The 17,786-nt window shown below is 73.0% G+C and carries 12 protein-coding genes; 9 read left to right on the top strand and 3 right to left on the bottom strand.

The window, feature by feature from the left end:
- Nucleotides 1–85: 85 nt before the first annotated feature.
- The 6 genes from BUE29_RS22050 (at nucleotide 86) to BUE29_RS14450 (ending at nucleotide 7,322) form a co-directional block, all read left to right on the top strand.
- Nucleotides 86–1,006 carry a type IV toxin-antitoxin system AbiEi family antitoxin domain-containing protein gene (locus BUE29_RS22050; protein ID WP_073390971.1) on the top strand — a complete coding sequence of 307 codons (921 nt, stop codon included), beginning with the start codon at nucleotides 86–88 and terminating at the stop codon, nucleotides 1,004–1,006.
- Nucleotides 1,007–1,267: 261 nt separating this feature from the next.
- Nucleotides 1,268–2,455, top strand: a complete 1,188-nt coding sequence (gene xylA, locus BUE29_RS14470) for a xylose isomerase (protein WP_073390970.1) — start codon at nucleotides 1,268–1,270, stop codon at nucleotides 2,453–2,455.
- A 158-nt stretch (nucleotides 2,456–2,613) separates the two neighbouring features.
- Nucleotides 2,614–3,756: a sugar ABC transporter substrate-binding protein gene (locus BUE29_RS14465; protein WP_073390969.1), complete on the top strand. Its 1,143-nt coding sequence runs from the start codon at nucleotides 2,614–2,616 to the stop codon at nucleotides 3,754–3,756.
- A 110-nt stretch (nucleotides 3,757–3,866) separates the two neighbouring features.
- Nucleotides 3,867–4,643, top strand: coding sequence for an ATP-binding cassette domain-containing protein (locus tag BUE29_RS14460; protein ID WP_073390968.1), 777 nt, complete (start codon nucleotides 3,867–3,869; stop codon nucleotides 4,641–4,643).
- Nucleotides 4,644–4,654: 11 nt separating this feature from the next.
- Nucleotides 4,655–6,121, top strand: coding sequence for a sugar ABC transporter permease (locus tag BUE29_RS14455; RefSeq protein WP_073390967.1), 1,467 nt, complete (start codon nucleotides 4,655–4,657; stop codon nucleotides 6,119–6,121).
- 7 nt (nucleotides 6,122–6,128) lie between these two features.
- Complete coding sequence (locus BUE29_RS14450; RefSeq protein ID WP_073390966.1) at nucleotides 6,129–7,322, top strand: ROK family transcriptional regulator; 1,194 nt, start codon at nucleotides 6,129–6,131, stop codon at nucleotides 7,320–7,322.
- A 49-nt stretch (nucleotides 7,323–7,371) separates the two neighbouring features.
- Here the strand turns inward: BUE29_RS14450 and BUE29_RS14445 are convergent, their stop codons facing one another.
- The 3 genes from BUE29_RS14445 to BUE29_RS14435 form a co-directional block, all read right to left on the bottom strand.
- Nucleotides 7,372–8,817: a CHAP domain-containing protein gene (locus BUE29_RS14445; RefSeq protein WP_143168178.1), complete on the bottom strand. Its 1,446-nt coding sequence runs from the start codon at nucleotides 8,815–8,817 to the stop codon at nucleotides 7,372–7,374.
- Nucleotides 8,818–8,822: 5 nt separating this feature from the next.
- On the bottom strand, nucleotides 8,823–9,098 hold the full coding sequence (locus tag BUE29_RS14440) for a hypothetical protein (RefSeq protein ID WP_073390964.1): 276 nt from the start codon (nucleotides 9,096–9,098) through the stop codon (nucleotides 8,823–8,825).
- A gap of 111 nt (nucleotides 9,099–9,209) precedes the next feature.
- Nucleotides 9,210–11,969, bottom strand: a complete 2,760-nt coding sequence (locus BUE29_RS14435) for a PASTA domain-containing protein (RefSeq protein WP_143168177.1) — start codon at nucleotides 11,967–11,969, stop codon at nucleotides 9,210–9,212.
- A 187-nt stretch (nucleotides 11,970–12,156) separates the two neighbouring features.
- On the opposite strand from BUE29_RS14435, the gene BUE29_RS14430 reads away from it, so the two are divergent.
- The 3 genes from BUE29_RS14430 (at nucleotide 12,157) to BUE29_RS14420 (ending at nucleotide 17,743) form a co-directional block, all read left to right on the top strand.
- Nucleotides 12,157–12,879, top strand: a complete 723-nt coding sequence (locus BUE29_RS14430; RefSeq protein WP_073390962.1) for a hypothetical protein — start codon at nucleotides 12,157–12,159, stop codon at nucleotides 12,877–12,879.
- Nucleotides 12,880–12,987: 108 nt separating this feature from the next.
- Nucleotides 12,988–13,245 (top strand): WXG100 family type VII secretion target, encoded by a 258-nt coding sequence (locus BUE29_RS14425; protein ID WP_073390961.1) that lies wholly within the window; start codon nucleotides 12,988–12,990, stop codon nucleotides 13,243–13,245.
- Nucleotides 13,246–13,291: 46 nt separating this feature from the next.
- On the top strand, nucleotides 13,292–17,743 hold the full coding sequence (locus BUE29_RS14420) for a type VII secretion EssC family protein (protein ID WP_073390960.1): 4,452 nt from the start codon (nucleotides 13,292–13,294) through the stop codon (nucleotides 17,741–17,743).
- The last annotated feature ends 43 nt before the right edge of the window (nucleotides 17,744–17,786 follow it).

Here is a 17,786-nt window from a genome sequence, read left to right as displayed (position 1 = left end):
GGCCGGCCGTCCACAGGCGCGTCGGGTCGTCCACAGGGCATGCGACGGCGCCCCACGCGCGCTGTGTGGGAGCTCGAATGGCCTGGTGCGAGCGCTGCCGACCGCGACCGTCTTCTCCCGCGCCGACGCCCGTGCCGCCGGGTGGTCCGACCCGGCCCTGACCCGCGCCGTCCGCAGTGGACGCGTGCTGCGGCTACGGCGTGACCAGTTCACGGTGGCAGCCGGTCCGGTCGTCGCGGCGGTCGCGGCGGCACGGGGCTGTTCGGGCTCGGTGGTCAGCCATCGTTCCGCCGCCCTCGTCCACGGTCTGCCCCTGGTCGGGCCGCCGCCGCCGGTGCCCGAGGTGACCGTCGCCCCGAACGGCACGGGCGACCTGCACAGGGCCCACCTGTACCGCGCCACGCTGCGCGATGTGGACGTCGTCGAGGTCGACGGTCTGGCCGTGACGTCCGTCGCGCGCACGCTCGCCGATCTGGGCCGGCACCATCCGACGACGACGGCGGTTGCCGCGGCCGACCACGCACTGCATCACGAGCTGACGACGCCGGCTGCGATCGCCGATGCCGTGCAGTTCTGCACGCGCTGGCCGGGTGGCGCGCGCGCCGTCCGGTCGCTCGCGTCGACCGACGCGAGGTCGGAGTCGCCCCTCGAGTCGATCAGCCGCATCGTGATCCGCCGGCTCGGCCTGCCGTCACCCGTGTTGCAACAGCGCATCCGCGACCCGCGCGGGATCGTGATCGCCCGGCTCGACTTCTACTGGGACGAGTTCGGCGTCGCGGGCGAGGCCGACGGGCGTGCGAAGTTCGCTCGGGACGCCGACGTCGGCCGCGCGTGGGATCGGCACGTCGACCTCGACGACCTCGGGCTGCAGCTCGTGCGGTGGGGCTGGGCCACGGTCACGCGAACACCCCGGTTGCTCGAGACCAGGATCCGAGAGGCCTTCCGGCGCGGGCTGCGTCGCGATGCCCTCGGTCTCCCTCGCCGGTGGGGGCTGGCGGACTCGTGATCCCGACGGGCGCCTGACGCCGCGACCGCCGTCTCCCCGCCGGTGCTCGCTTGTCGACCTCGCGAGCGAGCTCCAGCGGGGAGACGACAGCGGCGCTCGTGGGAGTCTCCCCGCCGGTGCTCGCTTGTCGACCTCGCGAGCGAGCACCAGCGGGGAAAGGGCGGCGGGACGAGGTTCGGGGGTCGTGCGTGGCCCGCCTCGCCGCGCCGTGGTTAGGGTGCAGCTATTGGTTCGCACAGAGAACAAATCGGAGGTACGCCGGTGGCAGCGCAGCCGACCCGCGAGGACAAGTTCAGCTTCGGCCTGTGGACGGTGGGCTGGCGCGCCAACGACCAGTTCGGCGAGCCCACCCGGCCGTGGCTCGACCCGGTCGAGTCGGTGCACCGGCTCAGCGAGCGCGGCGCCTACGGCGTGACGTTCCACGACGACGACGTCGTCCCCTTCGGGGCCACGGCCGGTGAGCGGGACACGATCCTCGCCCGGTTCCGCGACGCGCTCGCCGAGACCGGCATGCAGGTGCCGATGATGACGACGAACCTGTTCAGCCACCCCGTCTTCAAGGACGGCGGCTTCACCAGCAACGACCGCGCGGTGCGCCGGTTCGCACTGCGCAAGGTCGTGCGCAACATCGACCTCGCCGCCGAGCTCGGTGCGCGCACCTACGTGTTCTGGGGCGGCCGCGAGGGGTCGGAGTACGACGGTGTGAAGGACGTCCGCGCCGCGCTCGACCGCTACCGCGAGGCGATCGACCTGCTGGCGGCCTACGTGAAGGAGCAGGGGTACGACCTCCGCTTCGCCATCGAGCCCAAGCCGAACGAGCCGCGCGGCGACATCCTGCTGCCGACCGTCGGCCACGCACTCGCCTTCATCGCCGGTCTCGAGCACGGCGACATCGTCGGCGTGAACCCCGAGGTAGGTCACGAGCAGATGGCGGGGCTGAACTTCGCGGCCGGCATCGCGCAGGCCCTGTGGGCCGGCAAGCTCTTCCACATCGACCTCAACGGCCAGCGCAGCATCAAGTTCGACCAGGACCTCGTCTTCGGCCACGGCGACCTGCTCAACGCCTTCCACACCGTCGACCTGCTCGAGCACGGCTCGCCGTCGGGCGGCCCGGCCTACGACGGGCCCCGGCACTTCGACTACAAGCCGTCGCGTACCGAGGACATCGCCGGCGTCTGGGCGAGCGCCGAGGCCAACATGCGTATGTACCTGCTGCTGCGCGAGCGGGCCCGGGCGTACCGCGCCGACCCCGAGGTGCAGGAGGCGCTCGCGCAGGCCGGGGTCGCCGACCTGCGCAACCCCACGCTGGCCGACGGTGAGACGCTGCGCGAGCTGCGCGAGGACCGCTCGGCGTTCGAGGATTTCGACGCCGACGTCGCCGGCGCGCGCGGCTACGGTTTCGTCCGCCTGAACCAGCTGGCGATCGAGCACGTCCTCGGCGCCCGCTGAGCCGACGCCGGGCACGAGCAGGACCTTTTACCTTCCTTTGATCTGCAGGTAACAGGGTGGTCACTTTCCCTCGTGATCTGCTTCACCCTGATATATGTTCGCGCACACAACATTCGACCCGACCGATGACGGCGGCCCGACGAAAGGCGCTTCGACGTATGCGCAAGTCCATCCTCACGATTGCGGCGATCGGCACCGCCGCCGCTTTCGCCCTGACGGCCTGTGGCTCCGACTCCGACAGCAGCGGTAGCAGCGGCGGCAAGACGGGCGCGACCACCGGGGGCAAGTCCGCCAGCAGCGGCAAGACCCAGGTCGGCGTGATCCTGCCGGACACGACGTCGTCCACCCGGTACACCGAGTTCGACACCCCGCTGCTCACGAAGGCCTTCAAGGCAGCCGGCATCAAGGTCGACATCCAGAACGCGGGCGGTGACAAGACCAAGTTCGCCTCGCTCGCCCAGAACATGATCAGCGAGGGCGTCAGCGTCCTGATCATCGACTCGATCGACGCCCCGTCGGGTGCCGCCGTCGAGGCGCAGGCCAAGACCGCCGGCGTCAAGGTCATCGACTACGACCGCGTCAACCTCGGTGGCAGCGCCGACTACTACGTCTCGTTCGACAACGAGAAGATCGGCCAGCTGCAGGGCCAGAGCCTGGTGCAGTGCCTCAAGACCGCCAAGGCGCCGAACCCCGCCCAGGTCATCCAGATGGACGGCGGCACCGACGTCGACAACAACGCCGTGCTGTTCAAGTCCGGTGCCGAGAAGGTGCTCAAGGCCGACAGCTCGGTCAAGGTCGTCGCCGACTCCGTCGTCAAGGGCTGGACCGTCAGCAACGCGGCCCCGGCGTTCACCCAGGCGCTCGCTGCGAACAGCAACAAGGTCGACGGCGTCTACGCGGCCAACGACGACATCGCCAACGCCGTCATCGGCGTGCTGAAGAGCAAGGGCCTCAACGGCAAGGTCCCGGTCACCGGCCAGGACGCCGGCGTCGAGGGTCTGCAGAACATCCTGCGCGGCGACCAGTGCGCGACGATCTACAAGTCGTACGCCAAGGAGGCCGACGCGGCCTCGAAGCTCGCGATCGCGCTGGTCAAGGGCCAGGACGTCGCCTCGGCGGGTGTCACGCTGACCAAGTTCAACGACCCGAAGGGCAAGCGCGACCTGCAGGCGTTCCTGCTGCCCGCGCAGATCGTCACGAAGTCGAACGTGAAGGTCGTCGTCGACTCGGGTCAGGTCAAGGCCGCGGACCTCTGCAAGGGCCTCACCAGCCAGTGCAAGACCGCCGGTATCAGCTCCTGACGTAGGTTTGCCGCGGCGGTGGTCGGGTTGCGGCCCGGCCACCGCCGCTCCATGTCCGCCGGAGCCCTGCCCCGACGCGCCCGCCGGCGCCCGTAGAGAAGAAGGATTCAGTGCCCGACCCGATCCTGTCGATCCAAGGTCTGAACAAGAGCTTCGGCCCGGTTCACGTCCTGCACGACGTCGACTTCAACGTCTACCCCGGTGAGGTCACCGCCCTCGTCGGTGACAACGGCGCCGGCAAGTCCACGCTGGTGAAGTGCATCGCCGGCATCAACTCCATCGACACCGGAACCGTGCTGTGGCAGGGCGAGCCGGTCACGATCAACGACCCGCGCGTCGCCGCCGGCCTCGGCATCGAGTTCGTCTACCAGGACCTCGCGCTGGCCGACAACCTCGACATCACCCAGAACATGTTCCTGGGCCGCGAGATCCACCGCTTCGGCTTCCTCAACGACGGCGAGATGGAGCGCAAGGCCCGCGAGGTGCTCGCGAGCCTGTCGGTGCGCACCGTGTCCTCGGTACGGCAGGTCGTCGCCAGCCTCTCCGGCGGACAGCGACAGACCGTCGCGATCGCCAAGGCCGTGCTCTGGAACAGCAAGGTCGTGTTCCTCGACGAACCCACCGCCGCCCTCGGTGTCGCGCAGACCCGCCAGGTCCTCGACCTCGTGCGCCGGCTCGCCGACCAGGGCCTCGGCGTCGTGCTCATCTCGCACAACATGAACGACGTCATGGAGGTCGCGGACCGCGTGGCCGCCCTCTACCTCGGCCGGATCGCCGCCGAGGTCTTCACCAAGGACAGCAGCACCACGCAGATCGTGGAGCTCATCACCGCCGGTCGCAGCGGCAGCCTCGGGCTCGCGTCGCAGACCGCTGACCAGAACATCTGAGGCCGCCTGCGATGACAACGCCCGATCCCGGTTCCCGCCCCAGCCTGGCCAAGACGAGCAGCGCCGCCACCGACGACGACAGCTCGCGCCTCGGTCGCGCCGGCAGCTTCTCCCTCGATGTCGAGCGCCGCAACATCGGCCTCGGCCTGCGCGGCTACGTCAACAAGATCCGCGGCGGCGACCCCGGCGCGCTGCCGTCGGTCCTGGGCCTGATCGTCCTCGGCCTGATCTTCAGCCAGGTCAGTGACCGCTTCCTGAGCAAGGGCAACATCGGCGCGCTGCCGGGCCAGGGCGCCTACATCGCGCTCATCGCCCTCGGCCTGGTCTTCGTCCTGCTGCTCGGCGAGATCGACCTGTCCGCCGGCACCCTCGGCGGCATCTGCGCCTCGTTCGCGGCGCAGGCCATCGTGTCGGACGGCCTGCGCGGCGGCATCCCGGGCCAGACGCTGCTCTTCCCGATCATGCTGATCCTGATGCTGGTGGCACTGGCCCTCGGCGTCTGGCAGCGGACGTGGATCGGCGTCGGCATGGTCGTGCTCGGGCTGCTGCTCGTGCTGGTCGGGCTGGACAAGCACGTCGTGCTCGCACTGCTCTTCTCGATCTGCGTCGGCGCCGCGGTCGGCATCATCACCGGCTTCCTCGTCGCCAAGGTCGGCATCCCGAGCTTCATCGTCACCCTCGCGCTGTTCCTTGCCTGGCAGGGCGTCGTGCTCTTCGCGCTCAACGGCAATCCGATCGGCACCAACAACTACCCGTTCTGGTACGGCCTGACGCACAACAACATGTCGGTGTTCTGGAGCTGGGTCTTCGCCGTCGTCGTGGGCGGCGGCTACCTGGTGTACACGGTCTTCCGCTCCTTCCGGGCGCAGCAGCGGGGTCTCGCCGCCGACACCTACGGGCTCGTGTTCCTGCGAGGCGGGCTGATCCTGCTGGCGGCCCTGGTGCTGACGTTCCTCGCGGTGCAGAACCGCAACCCGAACCCCAACTTCGTCATCCAGGGCATCCCGTGGGCGGCGTCCATCCCGATCGCGTTGATGATCGTCTGCTCCATCGCGCTCACCAAGACGACGTGGGGCCGCCACCTGTTCGCCACCGGTGGCAACACCGAGGCGGCGCGCCGGGCGGGCATCGACGTGACGCGCATCAAGATCAGCGCGTTCATCGCGTCGTCCTCGTTCGCCGCCGTGGGCGGTGCGTTCCTGGCCTCGTACCAGGGCAGCGCGTCGCTGGACCTCGGCGCCGGCAACATCCTGCTGTTCTCGGTCGCCGCGGCGGTCATCGGCGGCACGTCGCTGTTCGGTGGCCGCGGCAAGGCGCGCGACGCCGTCATCGGCGCGCTCGTGATCGTGATCATCCCCAACGGCATCCTGCTGCGGCCGAGCCTGCCGGCGCAGTACCAGAACGTCATCACCGGCGTGGTCCTGCTCATCGCTGCCGCGGTCGACGCCCTGTCGCGGCGCCGCGCCCGCACCCGGTGAGTCGGGTGTGGTCGCGTCGCCCGCGGCACGTCCGGATGCGATCCGGCGTCACAACCTCGCTCTCGTCCTCGGCCACATCCATCGCGACGGTGCGCTGACCCGGGCCGAGCTGACCCAGCGGCTGCGGGTGAGCCGGTCCACGATGGGAGCGCTGGTCGCCGACCTGCTCGAGCTCGGCCTGGTCGGCGAGGTCGTGCCGAACGGCGGGTCGAGCGTGGGCCGGCCGTCGCACGTCGTCGGTCCGCACGACCGCGGTCCGTACGTGGTGGCCGTCGACATCGACGTCACCCACGTCGTCACGGCGGCGATCGGGCTCGGCGGTGACGTGCTGGCCCGCCAGCTCGTCCCGACCGGGCCGGCGGCGAGCGAGCCGGAGACCGCCGCGCGCATCGTGGTCGAGTCCGTGGAGCGCGTCTCGCGGGCGACCGGGCGGTCGGCTCCCCCGCTCACGGTGGGCGTCAGCGTGCCCGGGACGGTCGACCTCGAGAGCGGTCACATCGCGGTCGCCCCGAACCTGGAGTGGCACGACATCGCGTTCGGCGCGCTGCTCACCGACGCGCTGCCCGAGCACACGCGGGTGCGGATCGGCAACGACGCCGACCTCGCGGTCTTCGCCGAACACCTGCGTGGTGCCGCCCGCGGCTTCGACGACGTCGTCTACCTGCTCGGCCGCACCGGCGTCGGCGCCGGCATCGTGGTCGACGGTCGGCCGCTACGCGGGTACGACGGCTACGCCGGGGAGATCGGGCACAACGTCATCGACTCGTCCGGCCCACCGTGCCACTGCGGCAAGCACGGCTGCACCGAGACCTACATCGGCGAGGGGGCACTGCTCGCGCGCGCCGGCCGCCCGCTGCCGCCGACGGACGAGGCGGTGTCCCGGTTCTTCACCGACGCGCGCAGTGGTGACGCCAGCGCGGTCGGCGCCGTCCGCGACGTCGCCGAGCCGCTCGGCCGCACCATCGGGACGCTGGTGAACACGCTCAACCCGCAGCGCGTGCTGCTCGGTGGCACGCTCTCGCACATGCTCGACCTCGCGCGGCCGGAGATCGAGGCGGCGGTCAGCCACTACGCCGTCGAGACGCCGGGCCGCAGCGTGGAGCTGATCCAGCCCGCCTTCGGGACGGACTCGCCGCTGCTCGGGGCCGCCGAGCTCGCCTTCGCCGACCTGCTCAGCGACCCGCTCATCGCCGGCGGCTGAGCTGGGGAGCCACGCGACGCGGGCGGCGCGGGCGGCGCGGGCGGCGCGGTCACCGGATCGCGGTCCAGAACCAGTACAGCCCGTCGTGGGTGTTGCGGGTGCCGTGGTAGACGCGGTCGGTCTGCGGGCCGGCGTTGCCCTCGATGGTGTCGAAGGTCCCGTCGGCGTGGACCTTGCTCACGATGCCGGTGTGCTGGCCGTCGCGGCGCAGGAAGACGTCGCCGACCTTCGGCGTGCTGTGCAGCTGATGGCGTGCCTGCAGGTACGTGATCGCCCGCGGGCAGGACTGGAAGCCCTTCGGGCTGTCGATCGCCGGCAGCCGGTTCCCGGAGTGCGCGAAGACGTAGGACACGAACTGGGCACACCACGCGTCACCGTTGTTGCCGTACCACGCGCCGTACTTCGTCCTGTTGTCGTGGTTGTGCTCGACCGCGTGCTGCGCGCGGGCGACGGCGAGCATCGAGTCGACCTGCTGCTGGCGACCGCTCCCCCCGTCGCCCGAACCGCCACCCTTGCTCGCGCCACCCTTGCTCGCGCCGCCCCTGCTCGTGCCGCCGTTCGTGCCGCGGGCGGCGTCGGCCGAGCCGGCTCCCTTGGGCGAGCGACGGACGATGGTGCCGCCGGCGAGCGCCGCCATCACGGCGTCGAGGGCGGCGCCCTGCTCGCCCTGGTGCTTCGCGGCGAACGCCATCGCCTCGCCCCGTCCCCAGCTGCCGTTGTGGTTGCCGTCGGCCTCGGTCGCGAGCCGGTGGATCTCGCCGGTGAGCTGGGACAGCGCGTCGTGCTGGCGGGCGTCGTCCTCGAAGCCGCCGCCGGGCTCCAGCAGCCAGTCGAAGGTCGCCTTGATGACGGTCGCCAGCCCCTGGTCGGGCAGGGCCACGCGCGCGGGTTCGATCGCGGCGGCGATGTCGGCCACCACGCGGCGGTGCCGCAGGATCTCGTCGCTCGCGCCGCAGTAGGTGCGGCTGAGCCGGTCGAGCTCGTGCAGGTCGAGGACGATCTTCGTGCCGGCGCCCTTCCCGTGCGCGGGTCCGTGGCCCTGCCCGCCGTGCTTGCCGTCGTGCTTGCCGTCGTGCTTGCCGCCCTTCGCCAGGCCGTCGTGCGTGCCGACCGTGGCCCGGGCGCGGGTCAGGGCGGGGCCGCTCGCGACGCCGTGCCAGGTGCCCCAGGGCGACGCGGCGACCGCCGCGGCGGTGGTCGCCGGCGCGGCGCTCGTCGCGAGGCTGTGGCGCACCTTGGCGTAGCTGTCGAGCCGCAGGGTCGCGACGGTCTCACGCATGCCGACCTCGTAGCTCGGGTAGGTCGCGACGCCGGCCGAGTTCATCGAGCCGTAGCGGCCGTGCGCCATGGTCGTGTTGAGCGGGTTGAACCGGGCGCCGTTGTGGAAGTGACCGCCCTCGGCGTACTCCCACGCGACGATCGCGGTGACGTTGTTCTGGTTGACCTCGTAGCCCATGCGGGTGAGGAGGTCCTTGGCCCACGAGTACTCGCTCATGCCGGTCATGACCGGGCCGCCGGCTTCGACGCGGGGACCTTGACCTCGGCGGCCTGCTGGATCAGCGTCAGCAGGTGCCGGAGGACGTCGTTGTGCTGGTGCAGCGCGTCGTGGTGGGCACGGGCCTGCGCGCGGAACCGGTCCGCGGCGGGCCCCTGCCAGGTGAGGTGGTCGCGCGCCTGGTCGACGGCGACACCGGTGTCGTGCACGGCGGCGATGCGGTATCGCAGGCTGTGCTCGGCGTGCTCCCATACCGCGGCGTACGGATTCTTGGCGACCATCGTCGTCCTCCCGCCCTGTCGCGCGACCGGGGTGGTCGCTGCCCTCTCCGAACGAGTCTCGTCATCGCGCCGCCGGCGCGGAATCGGAAGGGCTACCCAAGGCCGGACGCCTCATTGCGGCGGGTAGACGCACCCCAGCGGTTCGTCGTAGGAGGTGCCGGGGACGTCGCTCTTCTTCGTGGTGCCCCGCACGATGTCGAACTGGATCGTGTCGTTGTCGATCTTGTTGCTGATGCGGAACAGCCAGACCGTGCCCCAGCTGCAGGTGTCGCCGTCGGGCGGCAGCACGTCGCCGGCGTTGCGCGTGTTGGCCTGGGACATGCAGCCGGCGGGTGCGCCGTGGGAGTACAGGATGTTGTTCTGGTAACCCGAGCAGGTGCCGGTGTTGGTGAACTCCTTCAGCGGCCAGTCGGGGCTGTAGCTGCCGGCCCGGTACACCGAGCCGACCGGCCCGTCCAGGGCGTAGTTCGGCGGCACCGGATCGCCCTCGGCGACCAGGATGCGCACGACGCCCGTCCCGGAACCCGTGGTGCGGTGGTACTTGTTCAGCACGACCGTCGGCTTGTCGGACTGGTAGAGCGTCACCGTCGTGTTGATGCCGGCGGTCGCGCCGCCCTGCGGGCTCTGCCCGTTGACCTGCGCCACGCGGTTGGGCTGGTACTCGAGCCTGCACTCGAAGCCCGCGCTCTGCACCGCCTGGCAACCCTGGCTCGGCTGCTGACCCACCACGTTCGGCACCTGGGCCTGGTCGCCGTAGGCCACGATCACGACGGTCGTGGCGTCGCCCACCTGGTAGCGGCCGGGCTGGCGGTCGTTGCCGTTGCCGTCCTGCATCGCGGCCACCTTGCCGACCCAGTCCGGGTGCGCGCCACCGTCGACCGCCGGGACCCGCTGGTCGGACAGGACGCAGCGGAAGCGCTGGGCGCACTCCTCGACGGCGGTCTGGGCGTCGTTCGGGTAACCGCCGCGCCGGAGCGTGTAGTCCGCGAGGTCGGCGTCGGCGGTGTGGACGGTCAGCGAGACGCGGTGCCCCGAGCCCGGGGTGAACGTCGCGTTCCCGGCCGGCTTCTGCTCGTACACCTCGTTCGCCGCGTCGGGCTCGGACTTCGGCGCCGGGTCCCCGTCCTTCGTGGTGCACTCGACGGTGACCGGCTGCCGGTCGGGCAGCTGCAGCGAGAGTTCGCGCAACCGGTCGCACGCCTTCGTGCCCTTGGTGCCCGAGAAGTCCGGCATGCGGAAGGAGCCGCGGTAGCGGACGGCGACGGTCGAGTTCGTGGCCACCTGCTGCCCGCTCGGCGGGTCGGTGCCGGTCACGGCACCGAAGTCCTCGATCTGCTCGGCAGGCGTATCGGCCGTGGTGCGGCACCGCAGGCCGGCCAGCTCGATCGCGTGGCAGGCGTCGGCAGGGGTGTCGTTCGCGACGTCGGGCACCGCGGGCTTGCCGACGTAGATGACGGTGACCGTCGAGCCCTCGGCGACCTTGGCGCCGGCCCGCGGTGAGGTCTCGACGACGGTGTCGCTGTCCTTAACGGTGACCTCGCGGCTCACCGCGGAGCAACGCAGGCCGAGGTCCGCCAGCTGCGAGCAGGCGACGTCGCGGTAGACGCCGTCGGGGAAGTGCGGCACCTGCACGTATCGGGGAGCCGTGCTGCCACCGCCCCGCGACGGCGGGTTCGTCCGGTCCTTGCCCCGGCGCCCCTCCCCGCCGCGGTCCCGGGTCGGGCTGCTCGAGCCGCCGGAGCGGCTCGGCGGCGTGCCGGCCGGCGGCGTCGTGCTGGTGGGCGACTGCGGCGATCTGGTCGGCGGCGGCTTGCGGGTGTCGTCCTGGACGCCGTTGCCGGGTCCCTTGTCGACGCGGTGCTGACCGGTGTCGTCGAGTTGGACGAGCCGCTGCGCGTACTGGTCGTTCGCCCAGAGCTTGCCGCCGGCCACGAACAGGTCGAACGTCGGCTGCGTCCCGGGCACCGTGAGCTGCGTGCGCTCGACCCGCTTGGTCGCGACGTCGACGACGACGAGCTTGTGGGCGGCGTAGTCGGGGACGTAGACCTTGCCGCGGTACTCGACCGGTCGGCCGAGGCGGTGGTCGGCGGTGGGGAGGGTGACGAGGTCGCCGACGCCACCGGTGCGCGGGTCGACGATGGCGAGCAGCCGCGAGGAGACGACGAGGACGTGCTCCCCGGAGCCCTGCGAGGAGCCCACCAGGACGTGACCGTCGCTCCCGGGCGCCGCGCCCTGCACCGCCGCCACCCGGCGTCCGGACGTCCCGTCCAGCGCGACGACGTCACCGACGGTCGTCACGAGGTAGGCCTGCGAGCCCGCGACGGTGAGCGATCCGTTGCGCGCGTTGTCGACGTCGACGCGGTGCACGCTGCGGTCGCGGTCGACGCGCACCAGCGTGCCCTCGCGGGTGAGGACGAACAGCGAGCCGGCCGGGCCGGGCGCGGCGTCGTCGGGCCGGCCCGCCACGGCGACCGGAGCGCGGGCGACGCCCTGCTCGAGCGGTCGGACGGCCGAGCCGTCGTAGTCGACGAGCCACGCGCCCTTGCCCGACGAGACGACGTCGGACGGTTCGGTGACGGTGGCGCGCTTCGGCCGGACCGTCGCGGTCGGGGTCATGGTGCCGCCGTCGACGGTGGTCACGACCCCGGTCTTCTGGTTCACCGCGACGACCTTGTCGCCGGGCACCGCGCGGACGCGCAGGGCCTCGCCCGACGTGGCGAGCGCGGCGCGCGAGGTGGCGTCGAGCGTGCGCGACTCGCCGTTGACGTGGGAGACGGTGGAGCCCTTGGTGACGTAGGCCGAGCCGTCCTGCAGCGCCGCGTGGGCCACGGTGTAACCCGCGCCCAGGGAGGCCGCGAGACCCGCACTCACGGCCGCGACGGTCACCAGGACACCGGCTGCCCGTCCTGATCGGCGGGTCCGCACGCGAGCCAGTCGCACCGGCCTCGACCTCCCACCCACCTGTACCCGACCGCGGGGAACCGCGATCCTGCGGTTAAACGACCGCCACAGTAGACAGTGACCCACAGACCGCACGGAATAGGGAACCCTCCCCACCATGACCGACGAGCTCCCCGGCCAGGCCGAGCCCGACGAGGCCGAACCGATCACCGTCCGTATCGACTCGACTACGCACCGTGTGCAACCCGGTGTGGAGTTCACCTTCGGCCGCGCCGCCGGCTGCACGGTGTGCCTCGACGAGACCGATCTGGCGGTCTCCCGCCTGGCCGGGCGCGTCGAGCGCGACAGCGGGCTGTGGTGGGTCGTCAACGCCAGCGCGTCCCGCTCGCTCGGGATCGTGGACGAGTACGGACTGCGCAGCGTCCTGCCGCCCGGCCGGCGGCGCGCGGCGGAGGGACCGATCCGGGTCCTCGTCGACGGGCAGGAACGCAGCTACGAGCTGTTCGTGGAGGTGTCACCGCCCGCCGACGTCCCCGGGGTCGACGACGGGACGCCCGCCGCGGGACAGCCGACGACGATCGGCGAGGAGGTCGTCGTGAACCCGGCCGACCGCGCCGCCCTCATCGCGCTGTTCGCCGGCTACCTGGAGGAGGGCACCCGCTACGACCCCAACCCCAAGTCCTACGCCGCCGCGGCCGCCCGGCTGGGGTGGCCCCGCACGACGTTGGTCAAGCGCATCGAATACCTGCGGGCGCGGCTGTCCAACGCCGGCGTGCCCAACCTGACCGGGCCCTTCGCGTTGAACAACCTCGCCGAGTACGCGCTCACCACCGGCCTCGTGACGCGAGAGGACCTCCCGCTGCTGCGCGGGCAGGGTTGACGGCCACGCTCGCCGCTGGGGAGGGTTTCCGATTCCGGGCCGGCCGCGGCCTCCCTAGCGTCGGAGCGGCACGGCGGGAACGGCCCGCCCGCAGTCGAGGAGCACCTCATGATCAAGGCAGACCTTCCCCAGCTCGAGAGCCTCTCCCGCCGTCTCGGCGTCTGCAGCGGCGACGTCAGCGACCTCAAGGCCAACCTCTCGGCGCTCATCAACGGCACCGACTGGGAGGGCGGCGCCGCCTCCCGCTTCCGCGAGGCGTGGGAGTCGCAGTTCCGCCCGGCGCTCGACCAGATGTCCGCGGCGCTCACCGACGCGGGCCAGGAGGTCAACGCCCGCAAGCTGGCCCTGGACCGCGCCGGCAACTGAGTCCGACCGTCCGGCCGGGCCGGAGCGACGTGGGGAGCGCAGAACCGTGGAGCTGGAGTTGACCGTCGTCGCGGCCGACGAGCGCCGCGACGTCACCGTGCGGCTGGGCGACGCCACCACCGTCGCCCAGCTGCGGGCCGCACTCGCCCCGGCCGCCCCACCCGGCGGGTCGGGCGGCCTGTGGCTCGGCCACCACCTCGTCCCGGACGCCGAACCGGTCTCGACGGCGGTCGCGGCGGGCCTGCGCAGCGGCGCCGTCGTCGGGCTGGACGGGCCGGTGGGCGCACCCCCCGCCGCCGAGGGTCCCGTCGTCGTCGCGGCCGTCGGCGGGCTCGCCGCCGGGACGAGCAGCGCGCTCGGCCCCGACCGGGTGCTCGAGGCCGGCCGCTCCCCCGCCTGCGGCCTGCGGCTGCGCGACCCCGAGGTCAGTCGCCGGCACGCCGCGTTCCGCCTGGGTCACGGCGTGCCCCGCCTGGAGCTGCGCGACCTCGGCTCGCGCAACGGGGTCGGGCACCACGGCAGCCGGCTGCCTGAGTTCGCCGACGTCGACCTCGGCGAGCCGCTGCGGCTCGGCGAGACCGTGGTCGAGGCCCGCCCGGTTCGCGCCGTGGCCGCGGATCTCACCGACGACCCGGTGTCGGCCACCCGGGCGTTCAACCGACCGCCGCACCTGGAGACGCCCCGCCGGCCCGTCACCCTGGTCGAGCCCGCCGAGCCGAAGAAGCCCGGCGGGTTCCGCATGCCCTGGATCGCTGCCCTGGCCCCGCTCGTGCTGGGCGGCGTGATCTTCGCGATCTTCCCCCAGTACGGGGCGTACCTGGTCATCATGATGCTGCTCTCGCCGATCATGCTCGTCGCCAACGCCGTGTCCGAACGTCGTGGCGGCAAGAAGAGCTACGCGGCGCAGCTGCGCGACTTCCGGACCGACACCGCGCGCTATCGCGAGGAGCTCGCGGCCGCCGTGCGCGGCGACGAGCGCGAGAGCCGGGCGGCCGCCCCCGATCCGGCCGAGCTGATCCGCCGCGGCGTCACGCCGGACGCCGCGCTGTGGCAGCGCCGCCGTCGCGGCGAGCGCTTCCTCTCGCTGCGGGTGGGACTGACGGACCGGGCCGCCGCCGTGACGTTGCAGCGGGCCGGGAGCGACGCCCCGGAACCGGTCGTGCCCGTCGTCCACGACGTCCCCGTCGAGATCGGCCTGCGGGAGGCCGGCGTGCTCGGCGTCGCCGGCCCGCGCGACGCACTGCTCGCCGCCGCCCGCGCGCTGGTGACGCAGACCGCGGTCCTGCACTCCCCCGGGGACGTGGGGCTGGTCGTGGTCACCGGCTCGGACACTCGCACCGACTGGGAGTGGACCGGCTGGCTGCCGCACACGCGCCCGACGTCGGACGCCTTCGCGTGTCGTCGGCTGGTGGCCGTCGACGGCGACCAGGCCGCCGCGCGGATGGCCGAGCTGCTCCGCCTCGTCGACGAGCGCACCGCCGAGCAGCGCGCGCGGCTGTCCGGCGGCCCACCGCCGCGGCGGGCGGTGGTGGTCGTGCTCGACGGCGCGCGCCGCATGCGCGCGGTACCCGGCATCGCCCGGCTGCTCGCCCACGGCCCGGCCGTCGGGGTCTACGCGATCTGCCTGGACGCCGACGAGACGGCGTTGCCCGACGAGTGCGGGGCGACCGTCGTCGCCGCGACGCCGACGGGCAGCCGCGCGACCGTGCGGGTCAGCGGCCGGGCGCCGGTCGAGGACGTCCTCGTCGACGGCTGCGGACACGCCGACGCCGAGCGCGTGGCCCGCTCGCTCACCCCGATCCACGCCCTCGGCGACGGTGACGCCGAACGCGAGCTGCCCGACCGGGTCCGCTTCACCGAGCTCGCCGGACTCGACGTGGTGGGCACGAGCGACGCGGGCGGCACGGGCGGCGCGGTCGCGGCCGACGCGGTGGCGCGGCGGTGGGCCACCGCACCCGGCGGCCGCTCGTCGCGCGCGCTGCTGGGCATGGCGGCGGGTGAGCCGGTCGTCGTCGACCTCGTCAAGGACGGCCCGCACGGACTGGTGGCCGGTACCTCCGGCTCGGGCAAGTCCGAGCTGCTGCAGACGTTCGTCGCCTCGCTCGCGCTCGCCAACCGGCCGGACGCGCTCAACTTCGTGCTCGTCGACTACAAGGGTGGGTCGGCGTTCGCCGCGTGCTCGGAGCTGCCGCACTGTGCCGGCCTCATCACCGACCTCGACGGCCATCTCGTGACGCGCGCGCTCGACTCCCTGTCCGCCGAGCTCAAGCGGCGCGAGACGCTGCTCGCGGAGGCCGGCGCCAAGGACATCGCCGACTACTGGGCCCGCACCGGCGCCCGGCTGCCGCGGCTGGTGATCGTGGTGGACGAGTTCGCCTCGCTGGTCGAGGAGGTGCCCGACTTCGTGCCCGGTGTCGTCGGCATCGGCATGCGGGGCCGATCGCTCGGCGTGCACGTCGTGCTGGCCACCCAGCGGCCGGGCGGGGTCGTGTCGGCCGACATGCGGGCGAACCTGAACCTGCGCATCTCGCTGCGGGTCACCTCCGACGCCGAGTCGACCGACGTCATCGAGACCCCCGCCGCGGCGCGCATCCTGGCCAAGCAGCCCGGCCGCGGGTACGTCCGCACCGGGCACGGCGAGCTGACCGCGTTCCAGGCCGCGCGGGTCGGCTGGCCACTGCCGGCCGACGACGCTCCACCCGACGACGCCGTCGACACGACCCCGACCGTCACGCCCCGCCCCTTCGACCTGCTCGGGCAGGCGCCCGAGCAGATCGTGACGACGGACGTCGACACCCACGGCCGGACCGACCTGACCGAGATCGTGCGCGCGATCCGGCGGGCCTCCGCGGCCGCCGACGTCGAGCTGCCCCGCCGCCCCTGGCTGCCGCCGCTGCCGGCCGAGGTGCCGGTCGACCTGCTGCCCGCCGTGCCGCGGGTGACGACGAGCGCCGTCCTGGGCCTCGTCGACCGGCCGGCCGCCCAGGCGCAGGACCCGTTCGCCCTCGACCTCGACCGCACCGGCCCGGTCGTCGTCGGCGGCGCGGTCCGCTCGGGGCGTTCCACCGCGCTGCGCACGCTCGCGGGCTCGCTGGCCGACGCGGCCTCGCCCGCCGACGTGCACCTCTACGTCCTCGACTGCGGCAACCACGCCCTCGCCGCCGTCGCCGGCTTCCCGCACACCGGCGCGGTCGTCGACGGGGCGGACGAGGCGCGCACCGAACGGCTGTTCGCGATGCTGGCCGAGGAGGTCGCCCGGCGGCAGCGCATCTTCGCCGGCGGCGGCCACGGCTCGCTCACCGAGCAGCGCGCGGCGGTGGCGGTCGAGGACCGGCTGCCGCATGTCGTGCTGCTGCTCGACCGGCTCGAGTCGTTCGTCAACCGCTACGAGGAGCTGAACAACGGGGTGCTGCTGGACCGGCTGGAGACCCTGCTGCGCACCGGACCCGCCGTCGGCGTCACCTGCGTGCTCGCGTCCGACCGCACCGGTCTGACCCACCGGCTCGGCTCGGCCGTCGCCGCCCGCCTCGTCCTCGCGCAGGCGACGCCCGAGGACCTCGTCTACTTCGGCGTCGACGCGCGCGCCGTGCCGAGCAGCATGCCGCCCGGCCGGGCGATCTGGACGCCGACGGGCGAGGAGGTGCAGGTCGCCGTCCTCGGTGCCGACCCGTCCGGCACGGCGCAGCTCGCCCGGCTGCGCGAGCTCGGCGCGGAGCTGACGCGTCGGTGGGACGGGTTGCCCGCCGCCACGCGGCCGCAGCGCCTGGACCCCCTGCCCGTGGAGATCGGCACCACCGAGCTCGAGTCGCTGCGAAGCGTCGCGCGTCCCGGCGGTCCCGCCGTCGTCACCGTCGGCGTCGGCGGCGACCACCTCGGCCCCGTCGACGTCGACGTGGCCGAGCTCGGCGGCAGCTTCGTGGTGTGTGGACCGGCCCGGTCGGGCCGCTCGACCGCGCTGCTGGCGATGGTGCGCTCGCTCGACGGCACCGTGCCGGTGCTGGTCGCCGCCCCCCGGCCGTCACCGCTGCGGGAGCTGGCCGGGCCGCACGTCACCGTCCTCGTCACCGACGTCGCCGCCCGGCTCGCGGCGGCCCTCGACGGGGGCGACGGGGCCGACGGGGCCGACGGGGCCGACGGCGGACCACGCGTCGTCGTGGTCGACGACGCGGAGCTGCTCGACGACCACGCCCTGCAGCCCGTCCTGGAACGCTTCGTCCGCGGCAGCCGGGACACCGGCTCGGTGCTGCTGGCGGCCGGCACGACCGACGACATCCTGCTCAACCGCTACCGGGGATGGCTCGCGACCGCCCGGCGTGAGCGGTGCGGGCTCATCCTCAACCCGGCCAGCCACGTCGACGGCGAGGTGTTCGAGGTCAAGCTCCCCCGCTCGACGGCGGGAGGCTGGCCCACCGGGCGGGCGCTGCTCGTCCGGTCCGGCGCCACCAGCATCGTCCAGGTGGCGGTACCGGACGCCGCCGCCCGCGAGGCGCGGAGCTGAGCGGACATGCCGCGGATCCTGGGTACTCTGACGCGCAATCCGA

The sequence above is a fragment of the Jatrophihabitans endophyticus genome (assembly GCF_900129455.1).
Taxonomy (GTDB): domain Bacteria; phylum Actinomycetota; class Actinomycetes; order Mycobacteriales; family Jatrophihabitantaceae; genus Jatrophihabitans; species Jatrophihabitans endophyticus.
This window is presented reverse-complemented; position numbering and strand designations above follow the sequence as displayed.

Bases quoted from the DNA above. Each gene is read 5' to 3' on its own strand.
- BUE29_RS14425 (WP_073390961.1), top strand. From the start codon at position 12,988: ATGATCAAGGCAGACCTTCCCCAGCTCGAGAGCCTCTCCCGCCGTCTC.
- BUE29_RS14440 (WP_073390964.1), bottom strand. From the start codon at position 9,098: ATGGTCGCCAAGAATCCGTACGCCGCGGTATGGGAGCACGCCGAGCAC.
- BUE29_RS14430 (WP_073390962.1), top strand. From the start codon at position 12,157: ATGACCGACGAGCTCCCCGGCCAGGCCGAGCCCGACGAGGCCGAACCG.
- BUE29_RS14465 (WP_073390969.1), top strand. From the start codon at position 2,614: ATGCGCAAGTCCATCCTCACGATTGCGGCGATCGGCACCGCCGCCGCT.
- BUE29_RS14455 (WP_073390967.1), top strand. From the start codon at position 4,655: ATGACAACGCCCGATCCCGGTTCCCGCCCCAGCCTGGCCAAGACGAGC.
- BUE29_RS14445 (WP_143168178.1), bottom strand. From the start codon at position 8,817: ATGAGCGAGTACTCGTGGGCCAAGGACCTCCTCACCCGCATGGGCTAC.